At 38.8% G+C, this 26,169-nt stretch carries 26 protein-coding genes and 2 tRNA genes; 16 read left to right on the top strand and 12 right to left on the bottom strand.

Annotation, left to right across the window (positions count from 1 at the left end):
- Positions 1 to 10 precede the first annotated feature (10 nt).
- The gene (locus tag PCI70_RS06170) at positions 11 to 664 is read right to left on the bottom strand and encodes an HAD-IA family hydrolase (protein WP_269914463.1); all 654 of its coding nucleotides are present in this window, start codon (positions 662 to 664) and stop codon (positions 11 to 13) included.
- On the bottom strand, positions 664 to 1,584 hold the full coding sequence (locus PCI70_RS06165) for an RluA family pseudouridine synthase (protein ID WP_269914462.1): 921 nt from the start codon (positions 1,582 to 1,584) through the stop codon (positions 664 to 666). Before PCI70_RS06165 ends, PCI70_RS06170 begins: the two co-directional genes overlap by 1 nt.
- 636 nt (positions 1,585 to 2,220) lie before the next feature.
- On the opposite strand from PCI70_RS06165, the gene PCI70_RS06160 reads away from it, so the two are divergent.
- From PCI70_RS06160 to PCI70_RS06120, 9 genes are all read left to right on the top strand, one after another.
- On the top strand, positions 2,221 to 5,427 hold the full coding sequence (locus PCI70_RS06160; RefSeq protein WP_269914461.1) for an Rne/Rng family ribonuclease: 3,207 nt from the start codon (positions 2,221 to 2,223) through the stop codon (positions 5,425 to 5,427).
- Positions 5,428 to 5,512: 85 nt separating this feature from the next.
- Positions 5,513 to 7,309 carry a long-chain-acyl-CoA synthetase gene (locus PCI70_RS06155; protein ID WP_269914460.1) on the top strand — a complete coding sequence of 599 codons (1,797 nt, stop codon included), beginning with the start codon at positions 5,513 to 5,515 and terminating at the stop codon, positions 7,307 to 7,309.
- Positions 7,310 to 7,407: 98 nt separating this feature from the next.
- A tRNA-Lys gene (locus PCI70_RS06150) sits at positions 7,408 to 7,483 on the top strand.
- Positions 7,484 to 7,500: 17 nt separating this feature from the next.
- Positions 7,501 to 7,576, top strand: a tRNA-Lys gene (locus tag PCI70_RS06145).
- A gap of 122 nt (positions 7,577 to 7,698) precedes the next feature.
- Positions 7,699 to 7,917 carry a PspC domain-containing protein gene (locus PCI70_RS06140; protein WP_269914559.1) on the top strand — a complete coding sequence of 73 codons (219 nt, stop codon included), beginning with the start codon at positions 7,699 to 7,701 and terminating at the stop codon, positions 7,915 to 7,917.
- A 120-nt stretch (positions 7,918 to 8,037) separates the two neighbouring features.
- Positions 8,038 to 9,015, top strand: a complete 978-nt coding sequence (gene glyQ, locus PCI70_RS06135; protein ID WP_269914459.1) for a glycine--tRNA ligase subunit alpha — start codon at positions 8,038 to 8,040, stop codon at positions 9,013 to 9,015.
- The gene (gene glyS / locus PCI70_RS06130) at positions 9,015 to 11,084 is read left to right on the top strand and encodes a glycine--tRNA ligase subunit beta (RefSeq protein WP_269914458.1); all 2,070 of its coding nucleotides are present in this window, start codon (positions 9,015 to 9,017) and stop codon (positions 11,082 to 11,084) included. Before glyQ ends, glyS begins: the two co-directional genes overlap by 1 nt.
- 166 nt (positions 11,085 to 11,250) lie before the next feature.
- The gene (locus tag PCI70_RS06125) at positions 11,251 to 12,084 is read left to right on the top strand and encodes a hypothetical protein (protein ID WP_269914457.1); all 834 of its coding nucleotides are present in this window, start codon (positions 11,251 to 11,253) and stop codon (positions 12,082 to 12,084) included.
- A gap of 140 nt (positions 12,085 to 12,224) precedes the next feature.
- Complete coding sequence (locus PCI70_RS06120; protein ID WP_269914456.1) at positions 12,225 to 12,491, top strand: hypothetical protein; 267 nt, start codon at positions 12,225 to 12,227, stop codon at positions 12,489 to 12,491.
- On the opposite strand, the gene PCI70_RS06115 is transcribed toward PCI70_RS06120, so the two are convergent.
- Entirely contained in the window at positions 12,488 to 13,444 is a 957-nt protein-coding gene (locus PCI70_RS06115) for a 2-hydroxyacid dehydrogenase (RefSeq protein ID WP_269914455.1), read from the bottom strand. The two genes, PCI70_RS06120 and PCI70_RS06115, sit on opposite strands and share 4 nt — an antisense overlap.
- A 115-nt stretch (positions 13,445 to 13,559) precedes the next feature.
- Positions 13,560 to 14,822 (bottom strand): hypothetical protein, encoded by a 1,263-nt coding sequence (locus tag PCI70_RS06110; RefSeq protein WP_269914454.1) that lies wholly within the window; start codon positions 14,820 to 14,822, stop codon positions 13,560 to 13,562.
- Positions 14,823 to 15,053: 231 nt separating this feature from the next.
- Between PCI70_RS06110 and PCI70_RS06105 the strand changes: the two genes are divergently transcribed.
- Entirely contained in the window at positions 15,054 to 15,542 is a 489-nt protein-coding gene (locus PCI70_RS06105) for a hypothetical protein (RefSeq protein WP_269914453.1), read from the top strand.
- On the opposite strand, the gene PCI70_RS06100 is transcribed toward PCI70_RS06105, so the two are convergent.
- On the bottom strand, positions 15,524 to 15,781 hold the full coding sequence (locus tag PCI70_RS06100) for a DUF7709 family protein (protein WP_269914452.1): 258 nt from the start codon (positions 15,779 to 15,781) through the stop codon (positions 15,524 to 15,526). The two genes, PCI70_RS06105 and PCI70_RS06100, sit on opposite strands and share 19 nt — an antisense overlap.
- 2 nt (positions 15,782 to 15,783) lie before the next feature.
- Positions 15,784 to 16,620, bottom strand: coding sequence for an aldo/keto reductase (locus PCI70_RS06095; RefSeq protein ID WP_269914451.1), 837 nt, complete (start codon positions 16,618 to 16,620; stop codon positions 15,784 to 15,786).
- 139 nt (positions 16,621 to 16,759) lie between these two features.
- Here PCI70_RS06095 and PCI70_RS06090 point away from each other — a divergent pair, with 139 nt between their 5' ends.
- Both PCI70_RS06090 and PCI70_RS06085 read left to right on the top strand, forming a co-directional pair.
- Entirely contained in the window at positions 16,760 to 17,548 is a 789-nt protein-coding gene (locus PCI70_RS06090) for a class I SAM-dependent methyltransferase (RefSeq protein WP_269914450.1), read from the top strand.
- Positions 17,535 to 18,023 carry a hypothetical protein gene (locus tag PCI70_RS06085; protein WP_269914449.1) on the top strand — a complete coding sequence of 163 codons (489 nt, stop codon included), beginning with the start codon at positions 17,535 to 17,537 and terminating at the stop codon, positions 18,021 to 18,023. Before PCI70_RS06090 ends, PCI70_RS06085 begins: the two co-directional genes overlap by 14 nt.
- A gap of 19 nt (positions 18,024 to 18,042) precedes the next feature.
- Here PCI70_RS06085 and PCI70_RS06080 read toward each other — a convergent pair whose 3' ends face one another.
- The 3 genes from PCI70_RS06080 to PCI70_RS06070 form a co-directional block, all read right to left on the bottom strand.
- Complete coding sequence (locus tag PCI70_RS06080; protein ID WP_269914448.1) at positions 18,043 to 18,444, bottom strand: protease inhibitor I42 family protein; 402 nt, start codon at positions 18,442 to 18,444, stop codon at positions 18,043 to 18,045.
- A 63-nt stretch (positions 18,445 to 18,507) separates the two neighbouring features.
- Entirely contained in the window at positions 18,508 to 19,065 is a 558-nt protein-coding gene (locus PCI70_RS06075; protein ID WP_442865161.1) for a hypothetical protein, read from the bottom strand.
- Positions 19,066 to 19,643: 578 nt separating this feature from the next.
- Positions 19,644 to 20,105: a Holliday junction resolvase-like protein gene (locus PCI70_RS06070; protein ID WP_269914447.1), complete on the bottom strand. Its 462-nt coding sequence runs from the start codon at positions 20,103 to 20,105 to the stop codon at positions 19,644 to 19,646.
- Between the two features lie 116 nt (positions 20,106 to 20,221).
- Between PCI70_RS06070 and PCI70_RS06065 the strand changes: the two genes are divergently transcribed.
- Both PCI70_RS06065 and PCI70_RS06060 read left to right on the top strand, forming a co-directional pair.
- Positions 20,222 to 20,857, top strand: a complete 636-nt coding sequence (locus PCI70_RS06065; RefSeq protein ID WP_269914446.1) for a ParA family protein — start codon at positions 20,222 to 20,224, stop codon at positions 20,855 to 20,857.
- Positions 20,858 to 20,886: 29 nt separating this feature from the next.
- A complete protein-coding gene (locus PCI70_RS06060) occupies positions 20,887 to 21,900 on the top strand; it encodes an AI-2E family transporter (RefSeq protein WP_269914445.1) in 1,014 nt (337 codons plus the stop codon).
- 136 nt (positions 21,901 to 22,036) lie between these two features.
- On the opposite strand, the gene PCI70_RS06055 is transcribed toward PCI70_RS06060, so the two are convergent.
- The 3 genes from PCI70_RS06055 to tusA are packed head-to-tail and all read right to left on the bottom strand — an operon-like array spanning position 22,037 to position 23,600.
- Positions 22,037 to 22,807 carry a nucleotidyl transferase AbiEii/AbiGii toxin family protein gene (locus PCI70_RS06055; RefSeq protein WP_269914444.1) on the bottom strand — a complete coding sequence of 257 codons (771 nt, stop codon included), beginning with the start codon at positions 22,805 to 22,807 and terminating at the stop codon, positions 22,037 to 22,039.
- Position 22,808: 1 nt separating this feature from the next.
- A complete protein-coding gene (locus PCI70_RS06050) occupies positions 22,809 to 23,360 on the bottom strand; it encodes a hypothetical protein (protein WP_269914443.1) in 552 nt (183 codons plus the stop codon).
- 3 nt (positions 23,361 to 23,363) lie between these two features.
- The gene (gene tusA / locus PCI70_RS06045; RefSeq protein WP_269914442.1) at positions 23,364 to 23,600 is read right to left on the bottom strand and encodes a sulfurtransferase TusA; all 237 of its coding nucleotides are present in this window, start codon (positions 23,598 to 23,600) and stop codon (positions 23,364 to 23,366) included.
- A 178-nt stretch (positions 23,601 to 23,778) separates the two neighbouring features.
- On the opposite strand from tusA, the gene PCI70_RS06040 reads away from it, so the two are divergent.
- Entirely contained in the window at positions 23,779 to 24,612 is an 834-nt protein-coding gene (locus tag PCI70_RS06040) for an HlyC/CorC family transporter (RefSeq protein WP_269914441.1), read from the top strand.
- Entirely contained in the window at positions 24,609 to 26,138 is a 1,530-nt protein-coding gene (gene lnt, locus PCI70_RS06035) for an apolipoprotein N-acyltransferase (protein ID WP_269914440.1), read from the top strand. Before PCI70_RS06040 ends, lnt begins: the two co-directional genes overlap by 4 nt.
- Positions 26,139 to 26,169 lie beyond the last annotated feature (31 nt).

The following is a 26,169-nucleotide window of genomic DNA, read 5'->3' as shown; positions in this document are numbered from 1 at the left end:
TTAAATGAGTTTAGCCAATATATTGCTTTAATGTATGATGTAAATTTGTGACATTGTGTTCTATAGATAGGGGTTGATACTGTGCCAATGTCTTTTCATGATGAACCCCGTAACTGACGCCAATCCGAGGCATCTTTAAACGTTGTGCCATTTCCAAATCGTAACTGCTATCACCCACCATAATAGCTTGAGCAGGTTCAACCCCTGTATATGCCAAAATTTCTTCAAGCATTTGAGGATGTGGCTTAGATTGCGTTTCACTTGCTGCACGCGTAATACAAAACAGATCTGTACTTTGCGTTTGTTTAAGTACACGGTCTAAGCCTGCCCTATTTTTACCTGTTGCTACAGCCAATAATGTATTTTGTTGTTTTAAATCATGCAACATTGTTGCCACGCCATCAAACCATTTATCTTGAGTTGATAGCGTGGGATAAAAACCCTTATAGCTTTGTGTAATGGCTTCATGCAAATGCGGTACTTGAGGAAATAGCGTGTGCATCACTTCGGGTAAACCTAACCCAATCACACTTTTAGCTGCTTCTGGAGTTAATGGTTGTGCATGCTGTTCGGCGGCAAAGCACAAACTTTTTACAATTTGTGCCACAGAGTCAAACAGTGTTCCATCCCAATCAAAAATAACTAAACGTGTGTTTAAAGGCATTAGGCGTTCCTAAGTTGTACGAGCACTTCTTGCATATCTTCAGGCAAAGGTGCTTCTATGATTGGATAATTTGGAATTTGTAAACGCAATGCATGTAAACACAAACGGCGTGCTTGCACTTTTGTTGGCGTTTGATGTCCATATTTATCATCTCCAACTAGCGGATGTCCAATACTTAAACCATGGACACGAATTTGATGCGTACGCCCCGATAGCGGTGAGGCATGTACCAAGGTTGCTTGCTTAAAGCGTTCTGCCACTTTAAAAATAGTTTGGCTTGGCTTGCCATCTTTAGCAACACGTACACGGCGCTCGCCATTAGCAAGCTCATAACGTAATAACGGCGCATCAATACGCTGTTCATCTAAACTAATTTGCCCTTTTACAATTGCCGCATACGTTTTTTGAATTTTATGTTCGCGCAATAAATCTTGTAAATGTTTTAAGGTACTGCGCTTTTTACTAATCATCACTAAACCTGAGGTATCACGGTCAATACGATGAATGAGTTCTAAATATTTTTTACCTGTTGCCACGCGTAGGGCTTCAATTAAGCCATATGCCACACCGCTTCCGCCATGTACTGCAATGCCTGAAGGTTTATTAATCACCAACAGTCCTTCGTCTTCGTACACAATACGGCTCAATAAACCTTGTGCCACTTGATCGCTTACAGGGGCATCTTGTTTTTGCTCATAGCGAATAGGCGCAACACGGATTTGATCTCCAATGTTTAAGCGGGTTTCGGCTTTAATTCGCTTTTTATTTACACGTACTTGGCTTTCACGAATCAAACGATAAATGCGACTCTTTGGCACACCTTTTAAACGAGAAAATAAAAAGTTATCAATACGTTGCCCTGCTTGATGCTCGTCAACGTCAAACCATGTCACACTTTGCCACTCTTGATTGGAATTCATACAACTATTGAACCTTAAACTTTGATAAATTTGCGTAATATTTGAACACTTAGATGGTTTTTTTCATCAGAAACATCAACTCAACCCATAGGCAGATGCCCTAAGGTTTGATATAGTCAGCGCTCGGATACCGCCGTAAATAAGAAAACAACTTTAATAGTTGCTGACGACGATGCAGATTTGCATCACACATCGGAACGGTCCCAAAAGAATATGCCAACGCCGAGGGCTTATTATATCGGCAAAATAGTAGGCTGTTGCGTTAATTTGTGCTTTTGCATGCAAAACAGCCTGCCCCAAAAAAATATGTCGCCAACTTTGGTTGGTTATTAAACGTAAACTGGAACACATCAGACAAGTCGCTCCCTGATGGTATGTTCAGGCTTCAACGTTTGATGTATTGGAACTGTAGCGTTAAATCACATTACGACGAACATTCCGTAATGTGTTATTTAAACAAGGATGAATCTGCCTAATACAGTGAAAGTTTTACATCCAATACACCGTTAGACTGCCAGTGAATAATTCAGGTCGCTTGAAATAAGCAAGTATTACATGAGTGGCAAGAGATGATATAAGCTCACCATGTAACACGGATTGCTTGTCGTTGTGTGCCAACGATTAGGTATTACACCCATGAAACGTATGTTGATTAATGCAACACATGCCGAAGAGGTTCGTGTTGCACTTGTCACTGGTCAACGCCTGTATGACTTTGACCTTGAAAACCGTACCCGCGAGCAGAAAAAATCAAATATTTATAAAGGTCATGTCACTCGCGTAGAACCTTCTTTAGAAGCTGTATTTGTAGAATACGGTGCAGGACGCCAAGGCTTCTTGTCGATGCGCGAAATTGCACGTAGCTATTTCAATTCAGATGCCCGTGATACCAGCAATATCCGCGACTTAATTTCTGAAGGTACAGAATTACTTGTTCAAGTAGAAAAAGAAGAACGTGGCAACAAAGGTGCTGCGCTTTCAACTTATATTTCTTTAGCAGGTCGCTACCTTGTTTTAATGCCAAACAACCCTAAAGGCGGTGGTATTAGCCGTCAAATTTCGGGTAATGTGCGTGAAGAACTCAAGCAAATGTTATCGGCACTAAATGTACCGCGTGGCATGAGCGTAATTGTGCGTACAGCAGGCATTGGACGTACACAAGAAGAATTACAACTCGACTTACAACATCTTTTAGACCTTTGGGGTCAAATCCAAAATACAGCACGTTCTGGTCCATCACCAATGCTTGTACATCAAGAAGCAGGTGTTGTAACGCGTGCTATTCGTGATTATTTACGTGATGATGTTGCAGAAATTTTAATTGATAACGAGCAAGCCTATAACGAAGCATATAACTTTGTTAAAGCAGTGATGCCAAATCAATTAGACAAGTTAAAAACTTACACATTAAATGAGCCATTATTTGCACACTTCGCGATCGAAAGCCAAATCCAAACAGCGTACGAACGTGAAGTGAAATTACCATCTGGTGGGTCAATCGTGATTGATCAAACAGAAGCATTGGTTGCTATCGACATCAACTCTGCAAAATCAACCCGCGGACAAGATGTAGAAGATACAGCGCTCAATACCAACTTAGAAGCAGCCGAAGAAATTGCACGCCAATTACGTTTACGTGATATTGGCGGTTTGGTCGTGATCGACTTTATTGATATGAGTAAAGATCGCAACCAACGCATGGTTGAGGCTAAGTTACGAGAAGCCACGCAAAGCGACCGTGCGCGTATTCAATTTGGACAACTTTCACGCTTTGGTTTAATGGAAATGAGCCGTCAACGCTTACGTCCATCTTTAGAAGAAGCAACAGGCTACGTCTGCCCTCGCTGTCATGGTACAGGCATGGTGCGTGACGTACGCTCAATGTCATTGTCTATTATGCGTAAACTAGAAGAAATTGCGCTGGGTCAACGTCATGGTGAAGTACAAGTTGAAGTACCTGTCGAAATTGCAGCGTTCTTACTCAACGAAAAACGCCATAGCATTGTTTACTTAGAACAAACCACTAATGTCCGTGTCACTGTATTGCCTCACCCGCACTTAGAAACACCACATTACGAAATTAAATTTAATCCTGAAGGCTTTGCCCCAAGCAGTTACGAGCGCACAGAAGCAACACGTTCTAACGAAATTGGCTACGAATCTTCAACATGGCACTTAGATGAAAGCGAACAGCTTATTCCTGCGCCATCAGCTGATAAAAAACAGCAACAATCACAGAAGAAACAGCAACCTCAACAACAAGCGGTTGCACCAACAGCACAAGCACAAGTGCCTGCTCAAGACAGCAACAGCCCATGTGCATGGTTAGAAAACTTGTTTGTACAAAAACAAGCGCATACTGTAGACCAAGCACGCTCTGCAAATAACGCTGCTGCTGCCATTGAACAAATGGTGAATAACGGTGCTGTGAGCCGTGGTCAATTTGGTCAAGTGCAACAAGTTGCGAATACCACTGTTACAACACAAGCTGTAAGCAATACCACACAAGGTAATGCTTATATTTCTCAAACGCATAGCACCACAACTGCAACTACACATAAAGCAGAAAAACGTGATGTGCAACAAGACAAAGAAGAGAAAAACCAACGTAAAAATAACAAGCCGCAGCGTCAGCAAAAGCAACAACGTGACAACCGTGAACAGCCACAACATGAGCAACAAGAAGAGCATGTGCAGCTTTCTCGTCACGAAATGCGTGAGCTAAAACGTCAAAAGCGTCAACAACAGCAAGAGCAACAACAAAACGACCAACCACAGCAAACAGAAAATACTGTGCCACGTCGTGACCGCCATCAACAGCGTCCGCAACGCCCAAATCGCCAACGTGATACAAGCGTACTGAATACACCTGAAGAAAAAGTGGTTGAAGCACCTAAACCACAACAGGTTAAAGTGGATATGGTTGATGCACCACGCCATGAGGAAACTCCAACGGCATTAGTGGTTAATGTTGATCAGGCAACGCGTGATATTGTTGCATTAAACGATGCACCACAAGCGCAACCAAAGCAAAAAGAAGCAAAACCTGTTACTAAAACAGAAGAGCCAAAAGCGAAAAAAGTAGTTGCAGAAAAAGTGCGTTCTGAACCAGAACAACCTAAAGAAGCAACCAAACCACAACGTGCAAGCAACGACCCTCGTTCACGCCGTCGTGCGCAAAAATCTGCTCAACCTGTTGTACCTACAGTTGTAGCAACGCAAAATCCTGCACTTGCAGGGCATACATTGCGTAGTTTAATTCAGCATGTTTATGGTGAAGACTGTAACGTTCTGATTGAACAGTTTGGCTTAGTACAAACTTTCAGCCGTGCGTTAGTGAAATTTACGCAAACGTATGCCGAAACGTTAGTCAACACAACTGCGGTGGAAACAGCAAAACAGCCTGTAACGCGTGATGTTGCTGTACCAAGCAAAACCACAGAAGAAGCACAACCTGCACCTGTGTTATCGCTTACACCTGAAAAAGCAGATAAACCACGCGTGGCAAATGATCCGCGTGAGCGTCGTCGTTTAGCAAAACAGGCAGCCGAACAAGCACACGAGCAAGCAAAGGCAAAACATATTGAAGAAGAAGCTGTTGAAAAACCGCAAGAAACACCTGTGGCGACTCAAGAAGCTGAACCAACAGCTGAACAGGTAGAAGCACCAACGGTAACTGAAGAACCTAAGGCAGAAGAAAAACCTGCCGAAGAAGAAACAGCTAAGGAAAAGAAAACCACAACTAAGGCAAAAGCAACGAGTAAAGATAAAGCTGCTCGTCCGCGTCGCCCACGTGGTCGTCCACCTAAAAAGGCAGTGACACCGCCTGAATCAGAATCATAAAATGAAAAACCGCTCCAATGTGAGCGGTTTTTTTTACTTTCAGTTAAACTAAAACCTATGTACTTTTAAATTAGAGAAAATAAGAATGAAAAAATCTCCTAAAAATGTCGTTCATTTTAAAGAGATCATGCATCAATTCCCTCATGTTTTACCTAAAATTCCGCGCCTATTACGTGGTCTCAAACAGGTTTATACACAAAAACAAGAAACACCAATGGGGCTTGGACTTATTTTTGAAAAAATTGCTAAACAACATCCACGTTATAATGCCTTAAAATTTGGTGATCAAACCACAACCTATCAACACCTCAACCAACATGCCAACCAAATTGCCCATCTACTTATTGCGTATGGGTTTAAAAAAGGTGATGTTTTAAGTTTGGTCATGGAAAATCGACCTGAGTTTTTTGCAGTTATATTAGCAACAGCCAAGGTGGGTGTGATTTGTGCTTTAATTGATCCGACCAAAATAACTACAAAGACATTATTAAGCACCGAGCCTAAAGGTCTTATTGTTAGTGATCAATATCACCAACAAATAGATGCTTTAAAATTAAATTTTGAGCATTGTTTTTGGGTTGCATCTTCAAACCAAGATAAACAAGAAAATGCGCCGAGTGGTTATCGTAATTTAATTTATAGCGCTCAAGAATACCCAACGTTTAACCCACCCACTACTGCTCATATTTATGCACAAGATGGTTTATTTTATATCTACACATCAGGCACAACAGGACAACCCAAAGCAGCCCTTTATACGCATGGACGTTGGATTTTGGCTTATAACACCTACGGACAAACACTTGGGTTAGTCAATAAAGATATCCTTTATGTTCCCTTACCTCTACACCATGCTACCGCCAGTATTGTATGTTGGAGCAGTGTCCTTGCAGGACAAGGAACCTTTTCATTTAATGCTCATTTTTCTACACAAACATTTTGGCAAGATGCCCAAGATGCTGTAGCGATTGGCTATTCAAGTGATGTTTGCCGTCAACTGCTTGAACAACCTGTTCAGGCCAATAAACATCAAGTTAAAAAAATGATTGGCTATGGTTTACGTGCTTACTATTGGCGAACATTTAAACACCGTTTTAATATCAAAGAAGTATTTGAGCTGTATGCCTCAAACGAAAGTAATATTGGATTTAATAACTTATTTAACTTTGACAATACGGTTGGATTTTCTCCCCTACCTTTTGCAGTCGTTCAATATGATATTGACAGCCAAAAGCCAATTCGAGATAAAAATGGCTACTGCACCGAAGTAAAAAAAGGCGATGTAGGTTTACTGTTAAGCAAAATTACTAGCCGTACACCATTTGATGGTTATGGCAAACATGACATCAACGATGATGCTGTTTTACACCATGTATTTAATGAGCACGATGCTTACTACAACACAGGCGATTTGATGCGTCGCTTGGGATATCGCCATGTTCAATTTATTGACCGCTTAAGTGATACCTTTCATTGGCAAAATCAACGCATTTCAACACATGAGGTTGAAGATGTGATGTGTACTTGCCCAAGTATTAAAGAAGCCTCTATTTATGGTGTTAAAATTCCAAATTATGAGGGTAAGGCTTGTATGGCAACCGTTATTTTAAATTCACTCTCGCCTATCTTTGATTGTAAGAATATCTATGCAGAGTTTAAAAAAGCCTTACCTACGCATGCAATTCCATTATTTTTGCGCATACAGCTAACTTTACCTGTATCGTCTGCATTTAAATATTCTAAAAAAGAACTACAAAAGCAAGGCTTTGATATCCATCATTGCGATGATTTGTTACTTGTACAACTCCCCCATCAAGACACATATCACCCGTTAAATCACAAAATTTACGAACATATTATGCAAAAAAAGCCTTATTTTTAATATTTTTGTAGCTTTTATAAACAGTTGAGCATTTTTTTCTAGATTAGGACTTGCCATCACACAATAAATTGCTACAATACGCACCATCAAGACGATATGGGTCGTTAGCTCAGTTGGTAGAGCAGTGGACTTTTAATCCATTGGTCCCGCGTTCGAGTCGCGGACGACCCACCATTAATCTTGACCTTTACGGGTCGTTAGCTCAGTTGGTAGAGCAGTGGACTTTTAATCCATTGGTCCCGCGTTCGAGTCGCGGACGACCCACCAAGATTCAAAAAAGCCTCTTAACATTGTTAAGAGGCTTTTTTTATTACAAAAATATACTTTTAATTCATTCCCTTCCCCTCATATAAATACATATCTATTTATTCTTTTTTTGGAGTACCGCCATAATGTCAACAGGTCTATATCGTTCACGTAAGCATTGCATGATTGCAGGCGTTATGGGAGGTATTGCCGAACGCTTTGGTTGGAATGTCACATTAGTGCGTGTCTTATTTGTCTTAGTGTCTATATTAAGTGCCGCATTCCCTGGTATTTTAGTTTATATCGTGCTGTGGTTTGTGATGCCAAAACAATCTCGTTTCCAACCCACACAATACCGCTAAACCTTTTGCCATGTTCTTATCCTTAAGAATATGGCTTTTTTATATTTAGAAGCCTTTGCCACCTCAAGGCAAAATCCTTATACTTAAACTCAATTTTTCTCATAATTAAGTGGATGCTACATGAGTCGCGCCATCTCTCATATTGATACTTTTCAAGGCTTAATTCTTGCCTTACAAAATTACTGGGCTGAGCAAGGTTGTGTGGTTTTACAACCATACGACATGGAAATGGGCGCAGGGACTTTCCATACCGCAACTTTTTTACGTGCTTTAGGTCCAGAAACATGGAACGCAGCATACGTACAGCCTTCTCGTCGCCCTAAAGATGGACGTTACGGCGAAAACCCAAACCGCTTACAACACTACTATCAATTTCAAGTGGTGCTTAAACCAAATCCAGACAATATCCAACAACTCTATTTAGATTCTTTAAAAGCCATTGGAATTGACCCACTTGTACATGACATTCGCTTTGTAGAAGATAACTGGGAGTCGCCAACATTAGGTGCTTGGGGCTTAGGTTGGGAAGTATGGTTAAATGGCATGGAAGTGACACAGTTTACCTACTTCCAACAAGTAGGTGGTATTGAATGCTACCCTGTTACAGGCGAAATTACATACGGTTTAGAACGTCTTGCAATGTACCTTCAAGGGGTAGACTCTGTATACGACCTTGTTTGGACAAAAGGACAATTTGGTACTGTGACTTATGGCGATGTGTTCCATCAAAATGAAGTAGAACAATCAACTTATAACTTTGAACATGCCAACGTACCAAAATTATTTGAACTGTTTGATTTTTACGAAGCAGAAGCCACTCGCTTAATTGATGCCGAATTACCATTACCTGCTTACGAGCAAGTGGTTAAAGCATCACATACCTTTAACTTACTTGATGCACGTGGTGCCATTTCGGTAACAGAGCGTCAACGTTATATTTTACGTGTTCGTACACTTGCCCGTGCCATTGCACAAAGTTATGTACAAGCCCGTGCCAAACTTGGTTTCCCAATGGCAGAACCTCATTTAAGAGATGAAGTCCTTGCACAGCTAAAAGCACAAGTTGAAGCAGAAGCAGCAAAAGCGGAGAAGAAATAATGAACCACCATACCGTTTTATTTGAACTTGGCTGCGAAGAACTTCCACCCAAAAGCTTAAAAAAATTACGTGATGCCCTTCTTGCCGAAACTATCAAAGGCTTAAACGATGCAGGGCTTAAATTTAGCAGTACAGAAGCCTATGCAGCACCACGCCGTTTAGCCCTTAAAATTGTAGATGTTGAAAGCGCACAAGCAGATTCACAAAAACGTTTTGATGGTCCTGCTGTCCAAGCTGCTTTTGATGCTGAAGGTAAACCAACCAAAGCACTCGAAGGCTTTATGCGTGGGCAAGGCATTACAGCGGATCAAGTAAAAACATTCCAAGCAGGCAAAGTCGAAAAAGTTTGTTATTACAAAGACATTCAAGGGCAAAGCTTAGACACCCTACTGCCACAAATTTTACAAAATGCTCTTGATCGTTTGCCAATTGCAAAACGTATGCGCTCGGCAACTAGCCGTACCGAATTTGTACGTCCTGTAAAATGGGTGGTATTGCTTAAAGATGATCAAATTATTGATGCGACCATTCAAGACCATCAAACAGGTAATGTAACGTATGGTCATCGTTTCCATGCCCCACAAGCCATTACGCTGAACCATGCAAACGACTACTTAACAGCATTAGAGCAAGCACATGTGATTGCAGATTTTGCAACACGTCAAAACCTTATTCAAACTCAAGTAAAAGCATTGGCAGATGAAGTAAATGCCACTGCCATTGTGCCCGCAGATTTACTAGATGAAGTCACTGCATTGGTTGAATATCCTGTAGCTTTACGTGCAACGTTTGAAGAGCGTTACTTGGCTGTACCGCAAGAAGCACTCATTACGACAATGCAGGATAACCAAAAATATTTCTGCTTAATCAATGCCGAAGGTAAGTTACAACCGTACTTTATTACGGTGTCTAACATTGCGTCAAAAGACCCAGCACAGATTATTGAAGGTAATGAAAAAGTTGTACGCCCTCGTTTAAGTGATGCAGAATTTTTCTTCTTACAAGATCAAAAACAACCACTCGCAAGCCGTAAAGACAAACTTGCCAATATGGTGTTCCAAGCACAGTTAGGTACACTTTGGGATAAGTCTGAACGTATTGCCAAACTTGCAGAAAACTTAAGCCAAATTACAGGTGCAAATGTAGCAGATGCTCAAAAAGCAGCATTACTTGCAAAGTGCGATTTAACGTCTGAATTGGTCGGTGAGTTCCCTGAATTACAGGGTATTGCGGGCACATACTATGCCCGTATAGAAGGCGAAAATAACGAAGTTGCACAAGCCCTTGGTGAGCAGTATTTACCAAAATTTGCAGGGGATGTATTACCGCAAACCAAAACGGGTACAACACTTGCACTTGCAGACCGTTTAGATACGCTCGTGGGTATTTTTGGTATTAACCAACCGCCAACAGGCTCAAAAGACCCATTTGCCCTACGCCGTTCTGCTATTGGGATCTTGCGTTTAATCATTGAAAATCAGCTTAATGTAACCATTGAGCAACTTGTGAATTTTGCATTACAAGGTTACGGCGATGTGATTAAAGACCACGATAAAACCCGTACAGAAGCGACTGCCTTTTTAGAAGGGCGTTACCGTGCAAAATATGAAGATCAAGGCGTTGCAGTTGACGTATTACAAGCGGTACAAGCACTTTCGCCAAACTCACCGTTAGATTTTGACCAACGCGTCAATGCGGTGAATCACTTCCGTACATTACCAGAAGCAGCAGCACTTGCAGCAGCCAATAAACGTGTTGCTAATATTTTGGCAAAAGAAGCTGCACCAACAGGTGATGTGGTTGAGAGCAAGTTGGTTGAAGATGCAGAAAAAGCACTTTACGCTGAGTTACAAGCGATTACCCCTGTGGTACAACCATTGCTTCAAGCTCATCAATACACAGAAGCGTTATCTAAACTTGCAACATTACGCACCACCATTGATGCGTTCTTTGACAGTGTGATGGTGATGGCAGATGATGCCGAACTGAAAGCTAACCGTTTACGCTTACTTGCACAGTTACGTGAACTCTTTATTGCAGTTGCAGATATTTCCGTATTGCAAAGCTAATAAATAAAACAGAGAGCTTTGATGGCTCTCTGTTTTTACTTATATTTAAAAACTATAAAAAACATTATTTTTCTTTATATAAAATAAAGACTTAATTTTTAAAACTAGAAAAATTCTCTCTAATAAATATAATATGCACACTTATAGTATTTATTTTATATTTTTTATGAAGTTCTCTCATATTTTATTGTTAGTTCCTATTGCTACAGCATTCACTGGATGTAATACCGTTACTTCTATTCAATACCCAGCAGCAAATGTAAACAAAACCTTATCTGTTTCTTCAGAAACAACATCTCACTCTAAAAGTGTTGCAGGTCAGCACTTAATTGAAAATACGCAAACAACAGTTTCTGGACAAAAAAACTTATCTCAATCGGCTTTAGGGTCAGGTACTTTTGGCTTACTTGGTTCAATGACTGCAATGGCAATGGATAAAAGTGCTAATCATAATGCAATCAAAAAAAGTACTTTAAACCAAGCTATTAAATTTGATAAGTTGCTCAATACGGATTTAAAAACTGATATAGACAGAACATTAAGTCCCAATATCAAGATGTTAGAAATGAACCAAGCGTCTGATATTAAAATTACACCTTATGCCCATCTTTCTTTTGAATATAAACCAAAGGTTCTTGTAAGTTATGGTGTAGTCAGTGAGTTCTTAAATGCTGCAAACAATAATAAAAAAGCACGTCGTGAATATCAATTTATTAGCAAACAAAATAAATATACATTACCAGAACTTGAGGCAAATAATAATGCCCTCTTTACTGATGGTGCCAATAAAGCCTTTGCATTAATGTCTCAGGCAATTGCTTATGATATTAATCATAATTTTTCTTTAAATATATTTGACGAACAAAAACAACGTGATTGTAGTAATGCATATAGTTTTGGGGTGTCATTCTTAAAAACACCCGATAACTCATGCATTGGTGTTGAAAAAGATATAAAGGGAAATGTCATTGAAAGTACAATCTTTGTTACTGAACAATGAATCTTCTTGGGTGACAACTAAAAAAGTTGTCATCCTTTTACATACCATTTAACTATATAAAAAAATGCTGTGTAACGTTATATTGTATAAAACAAACAACTTTTTAAGCGATGAAAAAAATACTATTTGCTATTTCAGTTATGTCTAGTTCAATCGTTTTTGCAACACCCACTATCGAAAATCAGCCTCTAAACTCAGGTACAGATAATCCAAGTGTTTTTCGTGTGGTTAGCACAACGACAGGTCAGGCATTAGTGCGTGTAGGCGATGCCACTCAACGTGGTGTAGACCGAGTACAGCAATCTTGGAAAAATTCAAAACCTGAGCGTACAGCACTTAAACAAAAGATGGTTGGCACACCCAACACACAGCCTACACCCATAGAGCAAAACCAACTGTCTAATTAAACCTGACGAATTGGTTGCCCTGCTTTAAACGCTTTGGCATTTTCTACAAGTTGGCTGACCATTCTTTGGCGTGCTTCTACACTTGCCCATGCTGTATGTGGTGTCACAATTAAATTTGGAATTTCATCATCTAACAATACATTGCCTTCTTCAGGAGGTTCTACCGTCAGTACATCAACTGCCGCACCTGCAATTACCCCTGTTACCAATGCTTCAGCAAGTGCAGTTTCATGCACAATACCACCACGCGCTGTATTAATTACAAATGCGGTCGGTTTCATTAAATGAAGTGCATCAGCATTAATTAAATTACGAGTATCACTTGTTAAAGGGCAATGAAGCGTGAGTACATCCACCTGTGGCAATAACTCATTTAAGTCTAAACGATCTGCTTGTTTAGGACGATGTGGCAAATTACCAATTAACACCTTCATACCAAAGGCTTCTGCAATTTTAGCGACGGTTTGTCCAATATCACCATAACCCAAAATACCAATCGTTTTACCTGCAAGCTCAGTAATTGGATGATTTAACATACAAAACTGTGGAGACTCTTGCCACTCGCCTGCTTTAATGTCTTTGTCGTATTGCACTAAAGAGGTTGCAAGTGCCAAAATTAAGCTAAAGGTATGTTGTGCAACTGATGCAGAGCCATAATTGGTACAGTTACACACCACAATGCCTTGCTTTTTAGCCGCGTCTAAATCTACATTATTCGTGCCTGTGGCACACAATAAAATCAGTTTTAGCTTTGGTAGTTGATGTAATACATGCGCATCAAGCAGTACCTTATTTACAATTGCCACACTCACATCTTGTAGGCGGTCAACTGCTTGAGAGTAGTTGGTACGCTCATAAATATGTAAATCATCAAATACATGATGCAGTTCGTGCATATCTAAATCGTGTTGATCGAGTGTTGCATAATCCAAAAAAGCTGCCTTAAATAACATTGTATTTGTCCCTCATTTGCATGTTTTTTATATTTATCTTTTAGATATAACACAGCTTTTTTACAGGAGAAAGATGACTTCTATAAAAAAGACGGGTGATCAACCCGCCTTGTTGTTAAATCAGAATAAATTTTTCGGTCTCTTTAACAGGCGGTTCAACCAAGGCACATAAACCATGATCATCACTGCTTAAATTTAACCCTTTATAACTGATTACATAATAATCGGTGAATTTTTTAAGCACCAATGGACTCATATCACTCGTTAACGCATCCTCTTCTTTAAATAGCTTCGTCACACGGCGGTCATTCATTGCCACAATATAACGCTCACTATTCATCTCAATTTTTGCCAAACAGGTTCCTTTAGCCAAAATTGGAATAAGATATTTATGATTAAGCTCAATGGCATCTTGTGGATAGCTTTCTACTTTGTTGCTAATCATATTAAACACCAAGAAATTGCCAAAACAGTCTTGAAGCTGTGGGCGCGTTTCTTTAGGTGTATTCACCTGAATACCCAATTTTTGTAAATCTTGCTCTGTAACCTGACGGCGACTTAACATCACACGGGTAATCAGTTGTTTTAAGTTAGGGTCTAAATATTGCGCATCTAACTGTAGGTCGTTATTTTTTAAGATACGTCCTAACGCTTTACTATGGCGTGACATCAAACTGTTAATGACATTGCGGTAGTAAAATTTACTGTTTTTCTTTACTTCACGCATTTGCTCGTAAAAATAAGACGCATCTAAAGGATGACGAATAAAATCGTTGAGTAAACGTGAACTTGCCAAAACAGACAATGCCTCATGTCCTGTGAATGGCAATTTAAGCGTCAGTACATGCGGAATGAAAGGCTTAATCTTTAAATAATGCTCACGGTCATTGGCATAGTACGGGTCGTACACAATAATATACTCTGTACTTGGCAACACATCGTCCGCGGTAATGTGCATATTTTGATGTAAATTCTCATCAAAAAATTCTGTATAACGGCTGTCTTCCACTTCTTGTGGGTCAATACTGTATTGCGGTACAAATGAAATGGCACGCGTCATTTTAAGTAGTTTAGAGTACTTTAAAACCGCATATCCGCCCATAGAACCGCCATAGCCAATCACAGTATCAAATTGGTCTAAAATTGGCTGAACGTGAGGCATCATATTTTGCATGCTTGCCACAGGAAACCATGACTTTTCTTTTGGCATAATACCAATCACGTTATATTCATATTTTGTTAGTGATTTTTCAGCATTAATGCTTAAGCCTTTTGCACGAGTAATCAAATCACCAAACGAAAAAATCAATTCTTTTGAATTTCCGGGTAGAAAAATAACTCTGATTTGTTCATCTTCAAAAATGATTTGCTTTTCCATTACGCACCAAAAATTAAAATAATCGATTGCAATTTGATTCGCTCACCCCGCAAATTTGGGGGCTGACATACTCAAAGGGCACAAAATATAACACCTTTAGATATTAACACTAAATGATGATGGAAAAAATGAAGCACAAAATAACGAAGATCAAACAAAATACGTGATCTTTCATTGATTTGTCATATATTTTTGCCACATTACGGTGATCAAATTCAATGGATGTTGAACATGTCTTATACGAAAACAGCAGAAGGGATCACTGCACTGCAACAACGCAATAAAATTCTTTCCGTTAAACAAAGACAACTTCTCATTCTCATTGATACACCCGATTTTAAACGTTTAAACGATCAGGCACGCCAAAAAGTTTGTTCATCACAACTCCTTAACGAGTTAGTTGAATTAGGCTTTATTCAAGATAAAACTAAGCCAACACAACCGCCCCACCCTATTTCACCAAAACAACCGCAAGTGAGTATTGTGTTTGATGAAGATGGATTTGATGGCATTAAAAAACTTATGATTGAAACCTTAGAACAATACTGTGGACTCTTGGCACAAAGTCATATCAGACAATTAGAACGTACTACCACCTCACAACAATTACACCAATGCCACCGAATTTGGATTACGCTTTTGCAAGAAAGTCGTATACCAACCACTTACTTGCAATCGCTTAATCAGCATATCCAACAGTTTTATTTAAAGTACATTTGAGCCTCACGTGCAACAAAATGGCGTCCTGCATTATTGCCTTGCAACCATTCATTAATACTAAACAAGTTAAATAACCCCACTTTAATGAGTGTTGGAATTGCCACCTCACCGCGCGCACCTGCATTATACCGCTCGATGTTACGCAACATATTGGCAACCGTACCTATTTGCACCACTGTGCCATCGTTTAAAGTCACCTGTGGAAAATGATCGCCTTCTTTGAGGAGGTTATTATTCATGTTCAAAACTCTTCATAAATAGCAGGATCTTGATTTTTTAAACGCCCATCTGCTTTCGTCAGTGTGTTAATGCGTTGCATTGCATTATCATTTAAAGAAAAATCAAAAACCTCTTGATTGGCAATTTGGTTTTGATGACTTGCCGACTTTGGAATTGGAATAACACCTAATTGTACCTGCCATCTTAGAATGATTTGAGGCACAGAATAGCCCACCTCTTGGGCAATTTGTTGTAAAACAGGATGTGTTAAAACATCACTTGCACGTCCCAGTGGACTCCATGCCATCGTTATAATCCCTTGAGATTGGTCATAAGCGCGTTGTTTTTCCTGATTAAAAAATGGATGTAGCTCCACTTGATTAATGACAGGTAAAACGCCAGTTTCTTTTTTCAAAGTTTCGATATGTTCGGGTAAAAAATTACTTACCCCTATCGATTTAATTTGTCCTTTTTTTTGTGCATCAATGAGTGCTTGCCATGCTTCAACAAATAAGCCTTGTTTTGGATTTGGCCAATGGATTAAATACAAATCGTAATAGTTAAGTTGTGCACGAAACAAAGATTCTTCTATGGTTTGTACAGCTTGCTCGTAACGTTGACGGCGTCCGGGTAGTTTAGAAGTAATAAAAAATTCATCTCGTGGCACATCAGATAAACGTACCGCTTGTCCAACCGCACCTTCATTTTCATAGTTAAAAGCACTGTCAAGCATACGATAACCTTGTTCGATGGCTTGGCTCATAATTTTGACACCTTCGTGTCCATTAAGTGTATACGTACCAAATCCTAAAGCAGGAATTTCATAACCATCTTGTAATTGTAGTTTTGGAATTTTCATCACAGACTCCTTTGTGTTGTTGTTGCTGTTATTATGACCGATGGAGCGGCATAGTTTTGTATAAATCCTGCTAAGACAATATTTCTTTTTCAATGTAATTGTCCTATGCTTAAAACACTCTTGTGCCTTGGACCAGATTATGCGTCGCACCATTCATCCCACAGCCGAACATGGTTTTCGTTTAGGTGCAGAGCGGTACGCACAATCACGTCCTAATTATCCAGAAGATATTGTATTTTGGCTGCGAAATACACTTAATTTATCCGAACAAAAACAAGTTATTGACTTAGCATCGGGTACGGGTAAATTTACACAATACTTAAAAAGAATTACCCCACACGTCACTGCCATTGAACCTGTAGAAGAAATGCAGGCACAATTTTTAAAAGCACACCCCGAACTTGAAGTAGTTTCTGCGTTTAGTGATCATGTTCCACTCAATACACAAGCCTTTGATGCGGTATTAAGCGCACAAGCATTTCATTGGTTTGCACATGAATACACCCTTAAAGAAATGCATCGTTTACTCAAACCACAAGGACATTTGGGTTTAGTTTGGAACGACCGTGATACTTCAATTGAATGGGTACATGCTCTTGCAGAGTTGTTAAAACCCTTTGAGCAAGGCACACCACGTTTTTATCATCAATCTTGGAAAAAAGCGTTCCAAAAACAACCTTATTTTAAGTTAGAAAGCGAACAGCACTTTTGCTACGTGCATACAGGAACAGTCGAGCAAGTGGTGAGCCAACGTTTACTCTCTACTAGTTTTATTGCGCTACTCCCAAAACCACAGCAGCAAGCACTTAAACAACGCTTTGAGCGTATTATTTTTAAATATTTAGGCAAACATCCTCAAGATATCATTGAGTTTCCATATATTACTTATGCCTTTCACTTTCAACGGTTAGATCATGAATCAACTTAAAGCTATTTTTACAATATTAGCAACGAGCGGTGTGCTGATGGCTTGCCAACCACAGCAATCAGAACAAACCCAAAGCTCTGCCCCTCAACCCACAATAGAAACGGATATCAAAGCATTTTCTGCAACTCAAGAAGATGCCACCGATATTGAACATCTCAATACGTTTAATACGAATTTTATTACTATGAGCAATGAGATGTATCATGAACTTGAACAGCTTAAAACTCAAAACACGCTACAACCCGATTTTGTGCAACGCCGAAAGCGTGACCAAGCCTTATCTGCGCTTAATATGCTGAAAGACTTAGAGCTAAGTACACCACAAGGACACTATATTCAGGGCATGCTGTACGATTATTGGGAACAACAACTCAAATTTTTAGATGGGCAACAACAGCAAGCCCCAAATAAAAATATTGTGTTGCAAGCCGAGCATCAGTTACAACATTGGCAAGCACAAACAAAAAAAGCATGACGATCATGCTTTTTTTATATTACGATACTCGAACCCGACAAAACCATTGCTCGGCAGGTGGTGCACCTTTTTCCCAAGGGCGAACATAAACCAGTTCAATTTCTTCCTCGCCTGCGGTTTGTGCATTAAACTGATAAATCTTTTCAGTTTCTTGCCCAACAATTTGTTTATCGTTTTTAGGTGATTGCTTCGATTGTTCGACCGAAAATAAAGCCAATGGTTGATTAATTTGCCATTCATACCCTGTACTGACATTTTCAGGTGCATGAAACATCAAACTTTGCCCCACTTTCATCTCTAATAATGCAGGACACTTTTGCTTCAAAGTAAAGACATGTGTTTTGCCATCTACCGTTGGGCTACTGTTATGACACGCACTTAACCCAAGCAAAAGCACCAACATGCCAAAGACGTTTTTCATGATGTTGCTCGCTGTTTAAATCTGCTGTAGTTAGATTTTTACAAATCTTTGTTACATTAAACCTCAGATTTTAGATTTTTCAATCCATTGAATAGAATTTACTCGAAATAATTCACAAGCGCCCTCTCCAACGTCTAAATGACTCAGCGAAGAACGCCATACTAAATTCTGATCTTTAATTTCAACTAAGTCGCCTTTAAGTTTAACTAAATCACCGCGTGACACTTGTTTGATCTGTTGCGCAATTTTAGGGTTGGCAGGCACAATATGCATATTAGAGACCATTTGCATGGCTGTTTTAGGTGCTACAGGTAATGTTTTAAGTTGCCAATTTAAAAACCGATCGTACTGTTTAACCTGAATTTGCTTAGCAAAGTCAGGGCTTGCAAACATGCCAATACTTACAGCGTAATCAATCGGGGAAAATTTAGCTTGCTCATCTTGTGTATATGTTTTTGTGCCTAAAATTCTAAATTGCCCTGCATACGGTTTTAAGCTTGTAATAGATTGTCCATTTGCTGTAGGTGTTAAACCATTTGCAATACGATATTCAGGTAATACAGATGCCCAAACGGGCATACTTAAAAAACCCAATACACAACTCAACAATATTTTTTTCATTGATCACACTCAATTTAAAAGTCTATTGTAAAATTTGAATGCAAAAATACGATGTAGAAAAAAGAGGATTTTTGTATTCCTATAAAATAGACTATTTATGCGTAAATAAAAAAATTTACAAAAACTAAAGTGCAAGTATGCAATTCATTTTACAGCGTAAACGGTATTTGACTCTTTTTTTTAAATCCATTGTGTCTCTCAGAGGTTTAAAAAAAGTAAATTACCTCACTGTATTATGGTTAATCGCTCATACAGCCATAAAACTCTATTCCAATTAGAGAGTAATTACTCAAAATGCTTTTTTGCTGTTGCAATATACGAGATGACTTAAAAAGATCTATTACTCTAACTTTAAGTAAACAAAATTTTTATCAAAAAAAACTTCTTGATATGTTTTAACTAAATCAACTTTGGAATTTAGAAAAATTAAGTAAAACATTCTTCTAATTTCCAAAGATAATGCTTAAATCAAGCTTATTTTTTGTACTTATTTAAAAATTTGACCCAATAGCTTTTCTTACAACCTCAAATAAAGTGAAAATCAAAAAATAGGTCTATTAATATGCTTTAAAAGGGAATTAAAAATCTACTCGAATAGTCTCAAAACGAATACGCCCTTTTTTAATCGCATGGGCAATCGCTTGCTGTCCCTTAGTTAGACGTGCATTACCACTTTTGATATCAATTAAGATAATTTCAATATCTTTGGCATCTAACTCACCCTCTCTAAATTGGCTATATCCATTAAAAACGATGTAATCAATCGGATCACCTAAAAATTTAGAATCTGATGGCAGATAATCAAATTGGGGGAAAACAGGCGCAAACTGCTCTGCAATTTTACCTTTAAGTACGGCACGGCTACTACTCACACTACGTGACATCGCCTCATTTAATTCAATACGATGTTGTGCTTTGAGTTCTAACAGTTGTTTTTCATATTCTGCTTTGGTTTTTTCATCTTTAATACTTGCCATCACAAAAGCTGTAAAAATACCACCAATGAGTACGCCGATCATAATTGCAAGCCCAATAGACACTCAGCTTTACTCCACACATTTAATCAGGCGATTAAATCAAGATTAATCCACTTTGTCATGTCACAAATTTAAGCTATAAATGTTAAAGTATGTAAAAGCATAAAAGTTGATCACGGATGAAAACAATTTTAATTGCAAATCAAAAAGGCGGTTGTGGTAAAACCATGACCGCGATCTCACTTGCCAGTGCCCTTGCAAACAAAAATTACCGCGTTGCGCTTGCCGATGCCGACCCGCAAAAATCTGCACTACAATGGCTAAAGTCACGCCCAAAACATGTTGCGCATATTCAAGCACTCGATTGGCGACATCAACAAGAAATCCCTAAAAATTTGGATTACCTCATTATTGATGCGCCAGGTGCGCTCACTTCAAAACATGCCCATGATTTGATTGCACAAAGCCATACCATTATTACCCCGCTTCAACCCTCTTATTTTGATATTGATAGTACCAAACGATTTTTAAAACATATCAAAGAGGTAAAACGTATTCGTAAAGGTAAAGTGAATATTTTACTTATCGCAAACCGTATGCGCACCCAGCGCACCATTCCATCCGAAATTCAGCAATTTTTTGAAAAGTTGCAACAACCTGCAACCACTTGGATTTCAGAACGTGTGATGTATGGACAGCTTGCCATGCAAGGTTTGAGTATTTTTGATGGACAGCAAAAACGCTTTTTAGATGTGCAACCCCAATGGCAACCTATTTTAGATGCCATCATTGAAGATGATCAGCCTTGGTTCTAAGATAACTAAAACGATTATAGAGATTCACGATGTTTCATCGCATTTTACTGTTTGGGCTATTTGCCACACTCATTTTTTTAAGTTTTGATGTCTTAAAATATTTTATTATTCCTGTGGTTTGGGCAATGATCATTGCCTATATGACCTTTCCAATTTATCAATGGATTAAACAACGCTGTCAGCAAAAAGAAATGCTCAGTGCCTCAATCATGCTGTGTTTGATCACCTGTGTGATTGGTTTACCACTTATTTTAGGTGCAATTTTAGTTCAACACGAAGGACGGCATTTATTTACCGAGCTTCAACAACAGTTAGTTTCAGGTAACTTACAATTACCTCAGCAAGTGTATCAATTTCCAATTATTGGCGAAGAAGCACAACGTATTATGGCAGAGATTAACCAAAATCCACGTTTAATTACGGTTTGGATTCAATCTCATCTGAGCTATGGGCGTTTGGTCTTTACCGAAATTAGTAGTCAATTGGTTAAATTATTCTTAGCACTTTTTTCTTTGTTTTTCTTTTACCGCGATGGGCATACCTTACTTAATCAAGGACGTCAGGCATTACAAAAAATCATTGGAGACCGTGCAGATCATTATATCCAAACGATTTCAGATACCACGCGCGCAGTGGTGTATGGCTTTGGGTTAACAGCACTTGCCCAAGCTATTTTAGCGGGTATGAGCTACTTTTTTGCAGGTGCACCTAACCCTGTACTACTTACGCTTGTCACTTTTGTTCTTGCTATTATTCCGTTTGGTACACCTGTGGCATATACAGGCGTGGCACTGTGGTTATTTTCACAAGGGCAAGTTTTACCTGCTATTGGCGTCATGGCATGGGGTGTTTGTGTAGTAAGTACATCCGACAATGTTATTCGCCCACTTGTAATTTCAGGCGCAACTAAAATTCCATTTCTACTTATTATGTTTGGTGTACTCGGTGGTATTGCAAGCTTTGGATTAGTTGGTTTGTTTATTGGTCCTGTGGTACTTGCTATTTTACTTGCTACATGGCGTGAATGGTTGGAAACCAAATAACCCACATTAACGTGGGTTTTTTACTTTATATTCTAAATCTTTATCCATTACATATTTTGTTACTTCAAAATTAGGAGCATAGATGCCTATTAGCATAAAAAGATAATATCTTAGATTTACGTGAAAAATTATTTACCTATGACGTTGTAAGTAGTAACCTTAAGACTTGAGTAAAATTACTCCAAAATACATCAAAATTTTTAGGCAATTTATAAGATGGATGAGTAGGTAAATTCACCTGACTCCATGTTTTAGCTAAAACATTTTTAGCCTCACAAAACAATAATTTATTTTTATCTAGATCAATATTATCTCTTAAACATTCATCTTCTAATGTTTGCCAAATCATATCACGCTGTTGTTGAGTTTGAATATAAGGCAATAAGTGAGTTAAATCTAAAATATCTTTATGGCGTGGATTAACTAATGTTTGATGTAGTTTCCAAGCCACTTGCAATGCCACAGATGCACTTTGCTCAATGGTAAAAGGTTTGCCCTCATACGGTTTATAATTAATTGCAACAGGCGCATCTATCAAATTTAAGTTGAATGAAATATCAATCTCTAAGGTGATAAGTTTATTATTAAACTTTGCCTTAATATAATATTTTACTGTCGGAAAATCATCTGCCATTTCATATTCAGGATTCCACCAAAAATCATCTTGGTTGATGTCCTCAAATACAATATCATCATATAAATCTATCTTTGTCACCGTCTGTAAAAAGGCACATACAGTATTTTGAATTTGCTCTAACTCACAATGTTTTAAACATACAAAATCTAAATCGTTAGGAATACGCTGATAAAAATACTGACGTGTTAAAAAACTTCCCTTCAATAAAAAACGATGTCGATAATGACTCACTGCCCAACGGCGCAAAAATGCTTCATATAGGTTTAACATGCTATGCCCATCCCTGATCTAAACATATCCCATTATCATAAATACAACATTCGTGCTGTTGTTTTTCAAGCTCTCTTTCTTGCTGCACTAATATATCTTTAAAATTCTTTAGGCGTATTTCAAACTGCGTTTTATCTGTATCTCGCAGGGTTAAAAATCGAGTTTGACTATGTTGCTTAAGGGCATTTTTAGATAAATGTACATTGTATCGTTCACATAAGGCAATCAACTTAGGTACATCTTGATATAACACACGCCCATGCCATTCATAGTACAACGCTGTGTACAAATCATTTATTGGTGTTTCTACTTTTGTACGCAATAACGCCATATTATTTTTGGTAAAATAATTTGCCCAACCTTGTGCTGTATTTAAAACATCGGCTAAATGGTTTGCTTGCAGGGTTTTAGAAATCATCATATGTTTAGGGTATTGCCCTGTTGCCAATACAATTTCTAACGGCTTTGCACCTAATACATCACATACATTTAAAAATAACACATACTGATGGGGCTGAACATCAAAGGTTAAATGCACCTCAAAACATGGCATAACTTAACCTTTTTTCACCAAATAGTGATATTCCTTGGATGCCGTTTCTTCTTGAAGCAAAAGCTCATGTCCCATATGCGTACAAAAACGCGGAATATCCCAAGAGGTAGATGGATCTGTTGCAAATACTTCGACCACTTCACCACTTTGAATTTTACGGATTGCTTGACGCAACATCATAATTGGGTCTGGACAATATAACCCACGTGTATTTAACTCAACTTTTACATCTACAGACACAGCGCTTTGCCTTATACCAAAAACGCTAATTTTAACATAGAAAGTCTGTAGGTCTTGTCTTGGCTAAAATTACATCACTTTTTCAAAATTTTCATACAGTTTTACTAATGCATACGCGCTTTTTCTTCGGTATGATGATCACTTATTGCAAACACATACACCTTATTTAGGAAGGATCATGCACGAGGAATCTGGCTCATCGTGGGGCATGCGTGGCTTAAGAAAATGGTTAGGCACAGCACCAGAAACACGAGATGAATTATTAAAATTAGTTCACGATTCACGCCGTTTTTTAGAACCAGACACTGTTGCAATGTTAGAAGGCGTTTTAGACCTTCCTGCAACAAAAGTACGAGAAGTGATGACCCCTCGTACTGCAATGATTAGCTTACAAGAAGATGATCAATTACTTGATATTTTGCATGTTTTAACAGAATCAGCGCATTCACGTTTCCCTGTTTTTTCAGCAGATCAACCCGAAAACGTGGTGGGTATTTTACTTGCAAAAGATTTACTGCCATTTTTGCGCGAACCTCATGCCAAAGTCGATATTCATACCCTCATGCGTCAACCGCTGTTTATTCCAGAAAGCGCACGGTCTGACCAAGTGTTGCGTATGCTTAAAAATACGCAAACACATATTGCGATTGTGATTGATGAGCACGGCGCAACATCAGGTCTTGTAACGTTAGAAGATATTTTAGAAGAAATTGTGGGCGAGATTGAGGACGAGCATGATAAAAATAATGAAGAAGAACAATTTATTATGCCCGACTCAAAACATGACGGCTCTTGGATAGTACAAGCGCTTACCCCTATTGAGCATTTTAATGATGTACTTGATGCCAACTTTTCAGATGATGAAGTTGAAACTGTGGGTGGATTACTCTTACAAAAAATTGGTTTAGTGAATGATTTACAAGGTCAAACCATCGAGCTTGATAATTGGACATTTACCATTTTAGAAGCAGATTCGCGAACCATTCATTTAGTTCGGGCTGTACGTCAATGAGCCTAAGAGCTTCTTTTAATAAACCTAAAACAGCCAAAAAACCACTACCTAGTGCCCTGTTATGCTTAATTGCATTGGGTGCAGGGAGTGTCTTTAGTTTAAGTCTTGCGCCATTTTATTATTGGTGGTTAGCGTTGCTGTCACCTGCTTTATTGTATATGTGTTTAAGCAAACGTACTGCACCGCAAGCCTTTATGATTGGTTGGAGTTATGGCATTGGCACTTGGTTTACAGGTGCGTTTTGGCTGTACCACTCCATCCATTATTACGGCGATACCAGTGCATGGCTTAGTGTGGTTTTAATTGGTTTGATGTCCTGTGTTATGGGGTTGTTTACAGCCGTACAAACATGGCTTTACCGTCGCTTTTTCCCTGAAACACCGCTCACCTTTGCCCCATTGTGGATTGTTTTTGAATGGCTCAGAACATGGCTATTTACAGGTTTTCCGTGGTTGTTTGTTGGCTATGCATTTACAGAACGCTTTTTAGATGGTTATGCACCGTTATTTGGTGTACTCAGTATCTCATTTATTGCAGTTGCCATTGCTACAGGTGCAATAGAACTCATTAAAAAACGCTTTGTTTGGGCTGTACCTATTACCATTATGTTATTGGGTGCATGGGGTGCTTCGTTTTTACAATTTGTGCAACCAAGTCAGCAAAAACCTCTCTCTGTTTCATTGGTTCAAGGCAACATACCACAAGATGTTAAATGGTTAACGCAATACCAAGACAGAACCTTAGAAATTTACCAAAACTTAAGTGCTTCTGAATGGGGGCGTGACTTAATTGTTTGGCCAGAATCTGCAATTCCAATGGCACAAACAGCCGTTGAGCCTTTTATTGAGCAAACAGCACAAACGGCAAATGCATATGGTTCTGCGTGGATTACAGGCATACCGTATTACAACCAATTAGCTCAAGAAATTTATAACAGTGTTATTGCAGAAGGGCATCACACCCAAGGGCAATATAACAAGCAACGTCTTGTACCCTTTGGCGAATATGTACCCTTTGCAGGCTTAGCAAAATGGGTTGTGCCTGCTCTACAAGAACATGCAGGTTTAACCGCAGGTGCATCGGGGCAAAAGGCACTTAATGTACAAGGGCACGATTTAGGTACAGCCATTTGTTATGAAGTTGCCTATCCAAATATTACCCGTATCAATGCCCAAAACAGCGACTTTATGCTCACAGTTTCTAACGATGCATGGTTTACAGGCACAAGTGGTCCTTGGCAACATTTACAAATGGTACAAATGCGTGCCAAAGAAAATGGACGTTGGTTTATCCGTGCTACCAATACAGGCATCACGGCATTTATTGATCAAAATGGGCATATTGTTAAACAAGCTCCACTAGACCAACCGTATGTATTGCGTGGAGAACTTCCTAGCTTTGAAGGGCAAACGCTTTACAACCGTTTAGGCGATACACCTATTTTAATTTTTAGTGCCTTACTGCTTTTGCTTGGCTTGCGCTATCGCCCTAAAAAAGTAGATGTTTCTTTTAAATCTAGACGCTAACATTAAAAAGGTTTTCAACATGAAAACCTTT

This window comes from Acinetobacter sp. HY1485 (assembly GCF_027568475.1).
GTDB lineage: Bacteria > Pseudomonadota > Gammaproteobacteria > Pseudomonadales > Moraxellaceae > Acinetobacter.
Note: the sequence above shows the minus strand (reverse complement) of the source record. Positions and strands in the feature narration are given on the sequence as shown.

Bases quoted from the DNA above. Each gene is read 5' to 3' on its own strand.
- PCI70_RS06170 (WP_269914463.1), bottom strand. From the start codon at position 664: ATGCCTTTAAACACACGTTTAGTTATTTTTGATTGGGATGGAACACTG.
- PCI70_RS06165 (WP_269914462.1), bottom strand. From the start codon at position 1,584: ATGAATTCCAATCAAGAGTGGCAAAGTGTGACATGGTTTGACGTTGAC.
- PCI70_RS06160 (WP_269914461.1), top strand. From the start codon at position 2,221: ATGAAACGTATGTTGATTAATGCAACACATGCCGAAGAGGTTCGTGTT.
- PCI70_RS06155 (WP_269914460.1), top strand. From the start codon at position 5,513: ATGAAAAAATCTCCTAAAAATGTCGTTCATTTTAAAGAGATCATGCAT.
- glyQ (WP_269914459.1), top strand. From the start codon at position 8,038: ATGAGTCGCGCCATCTCTCATATTGATACTTTTCAAGGCTTAATTCTT.
- glyS (WP_269914458.1), top strand. From the start codon at position 9,015: ATGAACCACCATACCGTTTTATTTGAACTTGGCTGCGAAGAACTTCCA.
- PCI70_RS06125 (WP_269914457.1), top strand. From the start codon at position 11,251: ATGAAGTTCTCTCATATTTTATTGTTAGTTCCTATTGCTACAGCATTC.
- PCI70_RS06120 (WP_269914456.1), top strand. From the start codon at position 12,225: ATGTCTAGTTCAATCGTTTTTGCAACACCCACTATCGAAAATCAGCCT.
- PCI70_RS06115 (WP_269914455.1), bottom strand. From the start codon at position 13,444: ATGTTATTTAAGGCAGCTTTTTTGGATTATGCAACACTCGATCAACAC.
- PCI70_RS06110 (WP_269914454.1), bottom strand. From the start codon at position 14,822: ATGGAAAAGCAAATCATTTTTGAAGATGAACAAATCAGAGTTATTTTT.
- PCI70_RS06105 (WP_269914453.1), top strand. From the start codon at position 15,054: ATGTCTTATACGAAAACAGCAGAAGGGATCACTGCACTGCAACAACGC.
- PCI70_RS06100 (WP_269914452.1), bottom strand. From the start codon at position 15,781: ATGAATAATAACCTCCTCAAAGAAGGCGATCATTTTCCACAGGTGACT.
- PCI70_RS06095 (WP_269914451.1), bottom strand. From the start codon at position 16,620: ATGAAAATTCCAAAACTACAATTACAAGATGGTTATGAAATTCCTGCT.
- PCI70_RS06090 (WP_269914450.1), top strand. From the start codon at position 16,760: ATGCGTCGCACCATTCATCCCACAGCCGAACATGGTTTTCGTTTAGGT.
- PCI70_RS06085 (WP_269914449.1), top strand. From the start codon at position 17,535: ATGAATCAACTTAAAGCTATTTTTACAATATTAGCAACGAGCGGTGTG.
- PCI70_RS06080 (WP_269914448.1), bottom strand. From the start codon at position 18,444: ATGAAAAACGTCTTTGGCATGTTGGTGCTTTTGCTTGGGTTAAGTGCG.
- PCI70_RS06075 (WP_442865161.1), bottom strand. From the start codon at position 19,065: ATGAAAAAAATATTGTTGAGTTGTGTATTGGGTTTTTTAAGTATGCCC.
- PCI70_RS06065 (WP_269914446.1), top strand. From the start codon at position 20,222: ATGAAAACAATTTTAATTGCAAATCAAAAAGGCGGTTGTGGTAAAACC.
- PCI70_RS06060 (WP_269914445.1), top strand. From the start codon at position 20,887: ATGTTTCATCGCATTTTACTGTTTGGGCTATTTGCCACACTCATTTTT.
- PCI70_RS06055 (WP_269914444.1), bottom strand. From the start codon at position 22,807: ATGTTAAACCTATATGAAGCATTTTTGCGCCGTTGGGCAGTGAGTCAT.
- PCI70_RS06050 (WP_269914443.1), bottom strand. From the start codon at position 23,360: ATGCCATGTTTTGAGGTGCATTTAACCTTTGATGTTCAGCCCCATCAG.
- PCI70_RS06040 (WP_269914441.1), top strand. From the start codon at position 23,779: ATGCACGAGGAATCTGGCTCATCGTGGGGCATGCGTGGCTTAAGAAAA.
- lnt (WP_269914440.1), top strand. From the start codon at position 24,609: ATGAGCCTAAGAGCTTCTTTTAATAAACCTAAAACAGCCAAAAAACCA.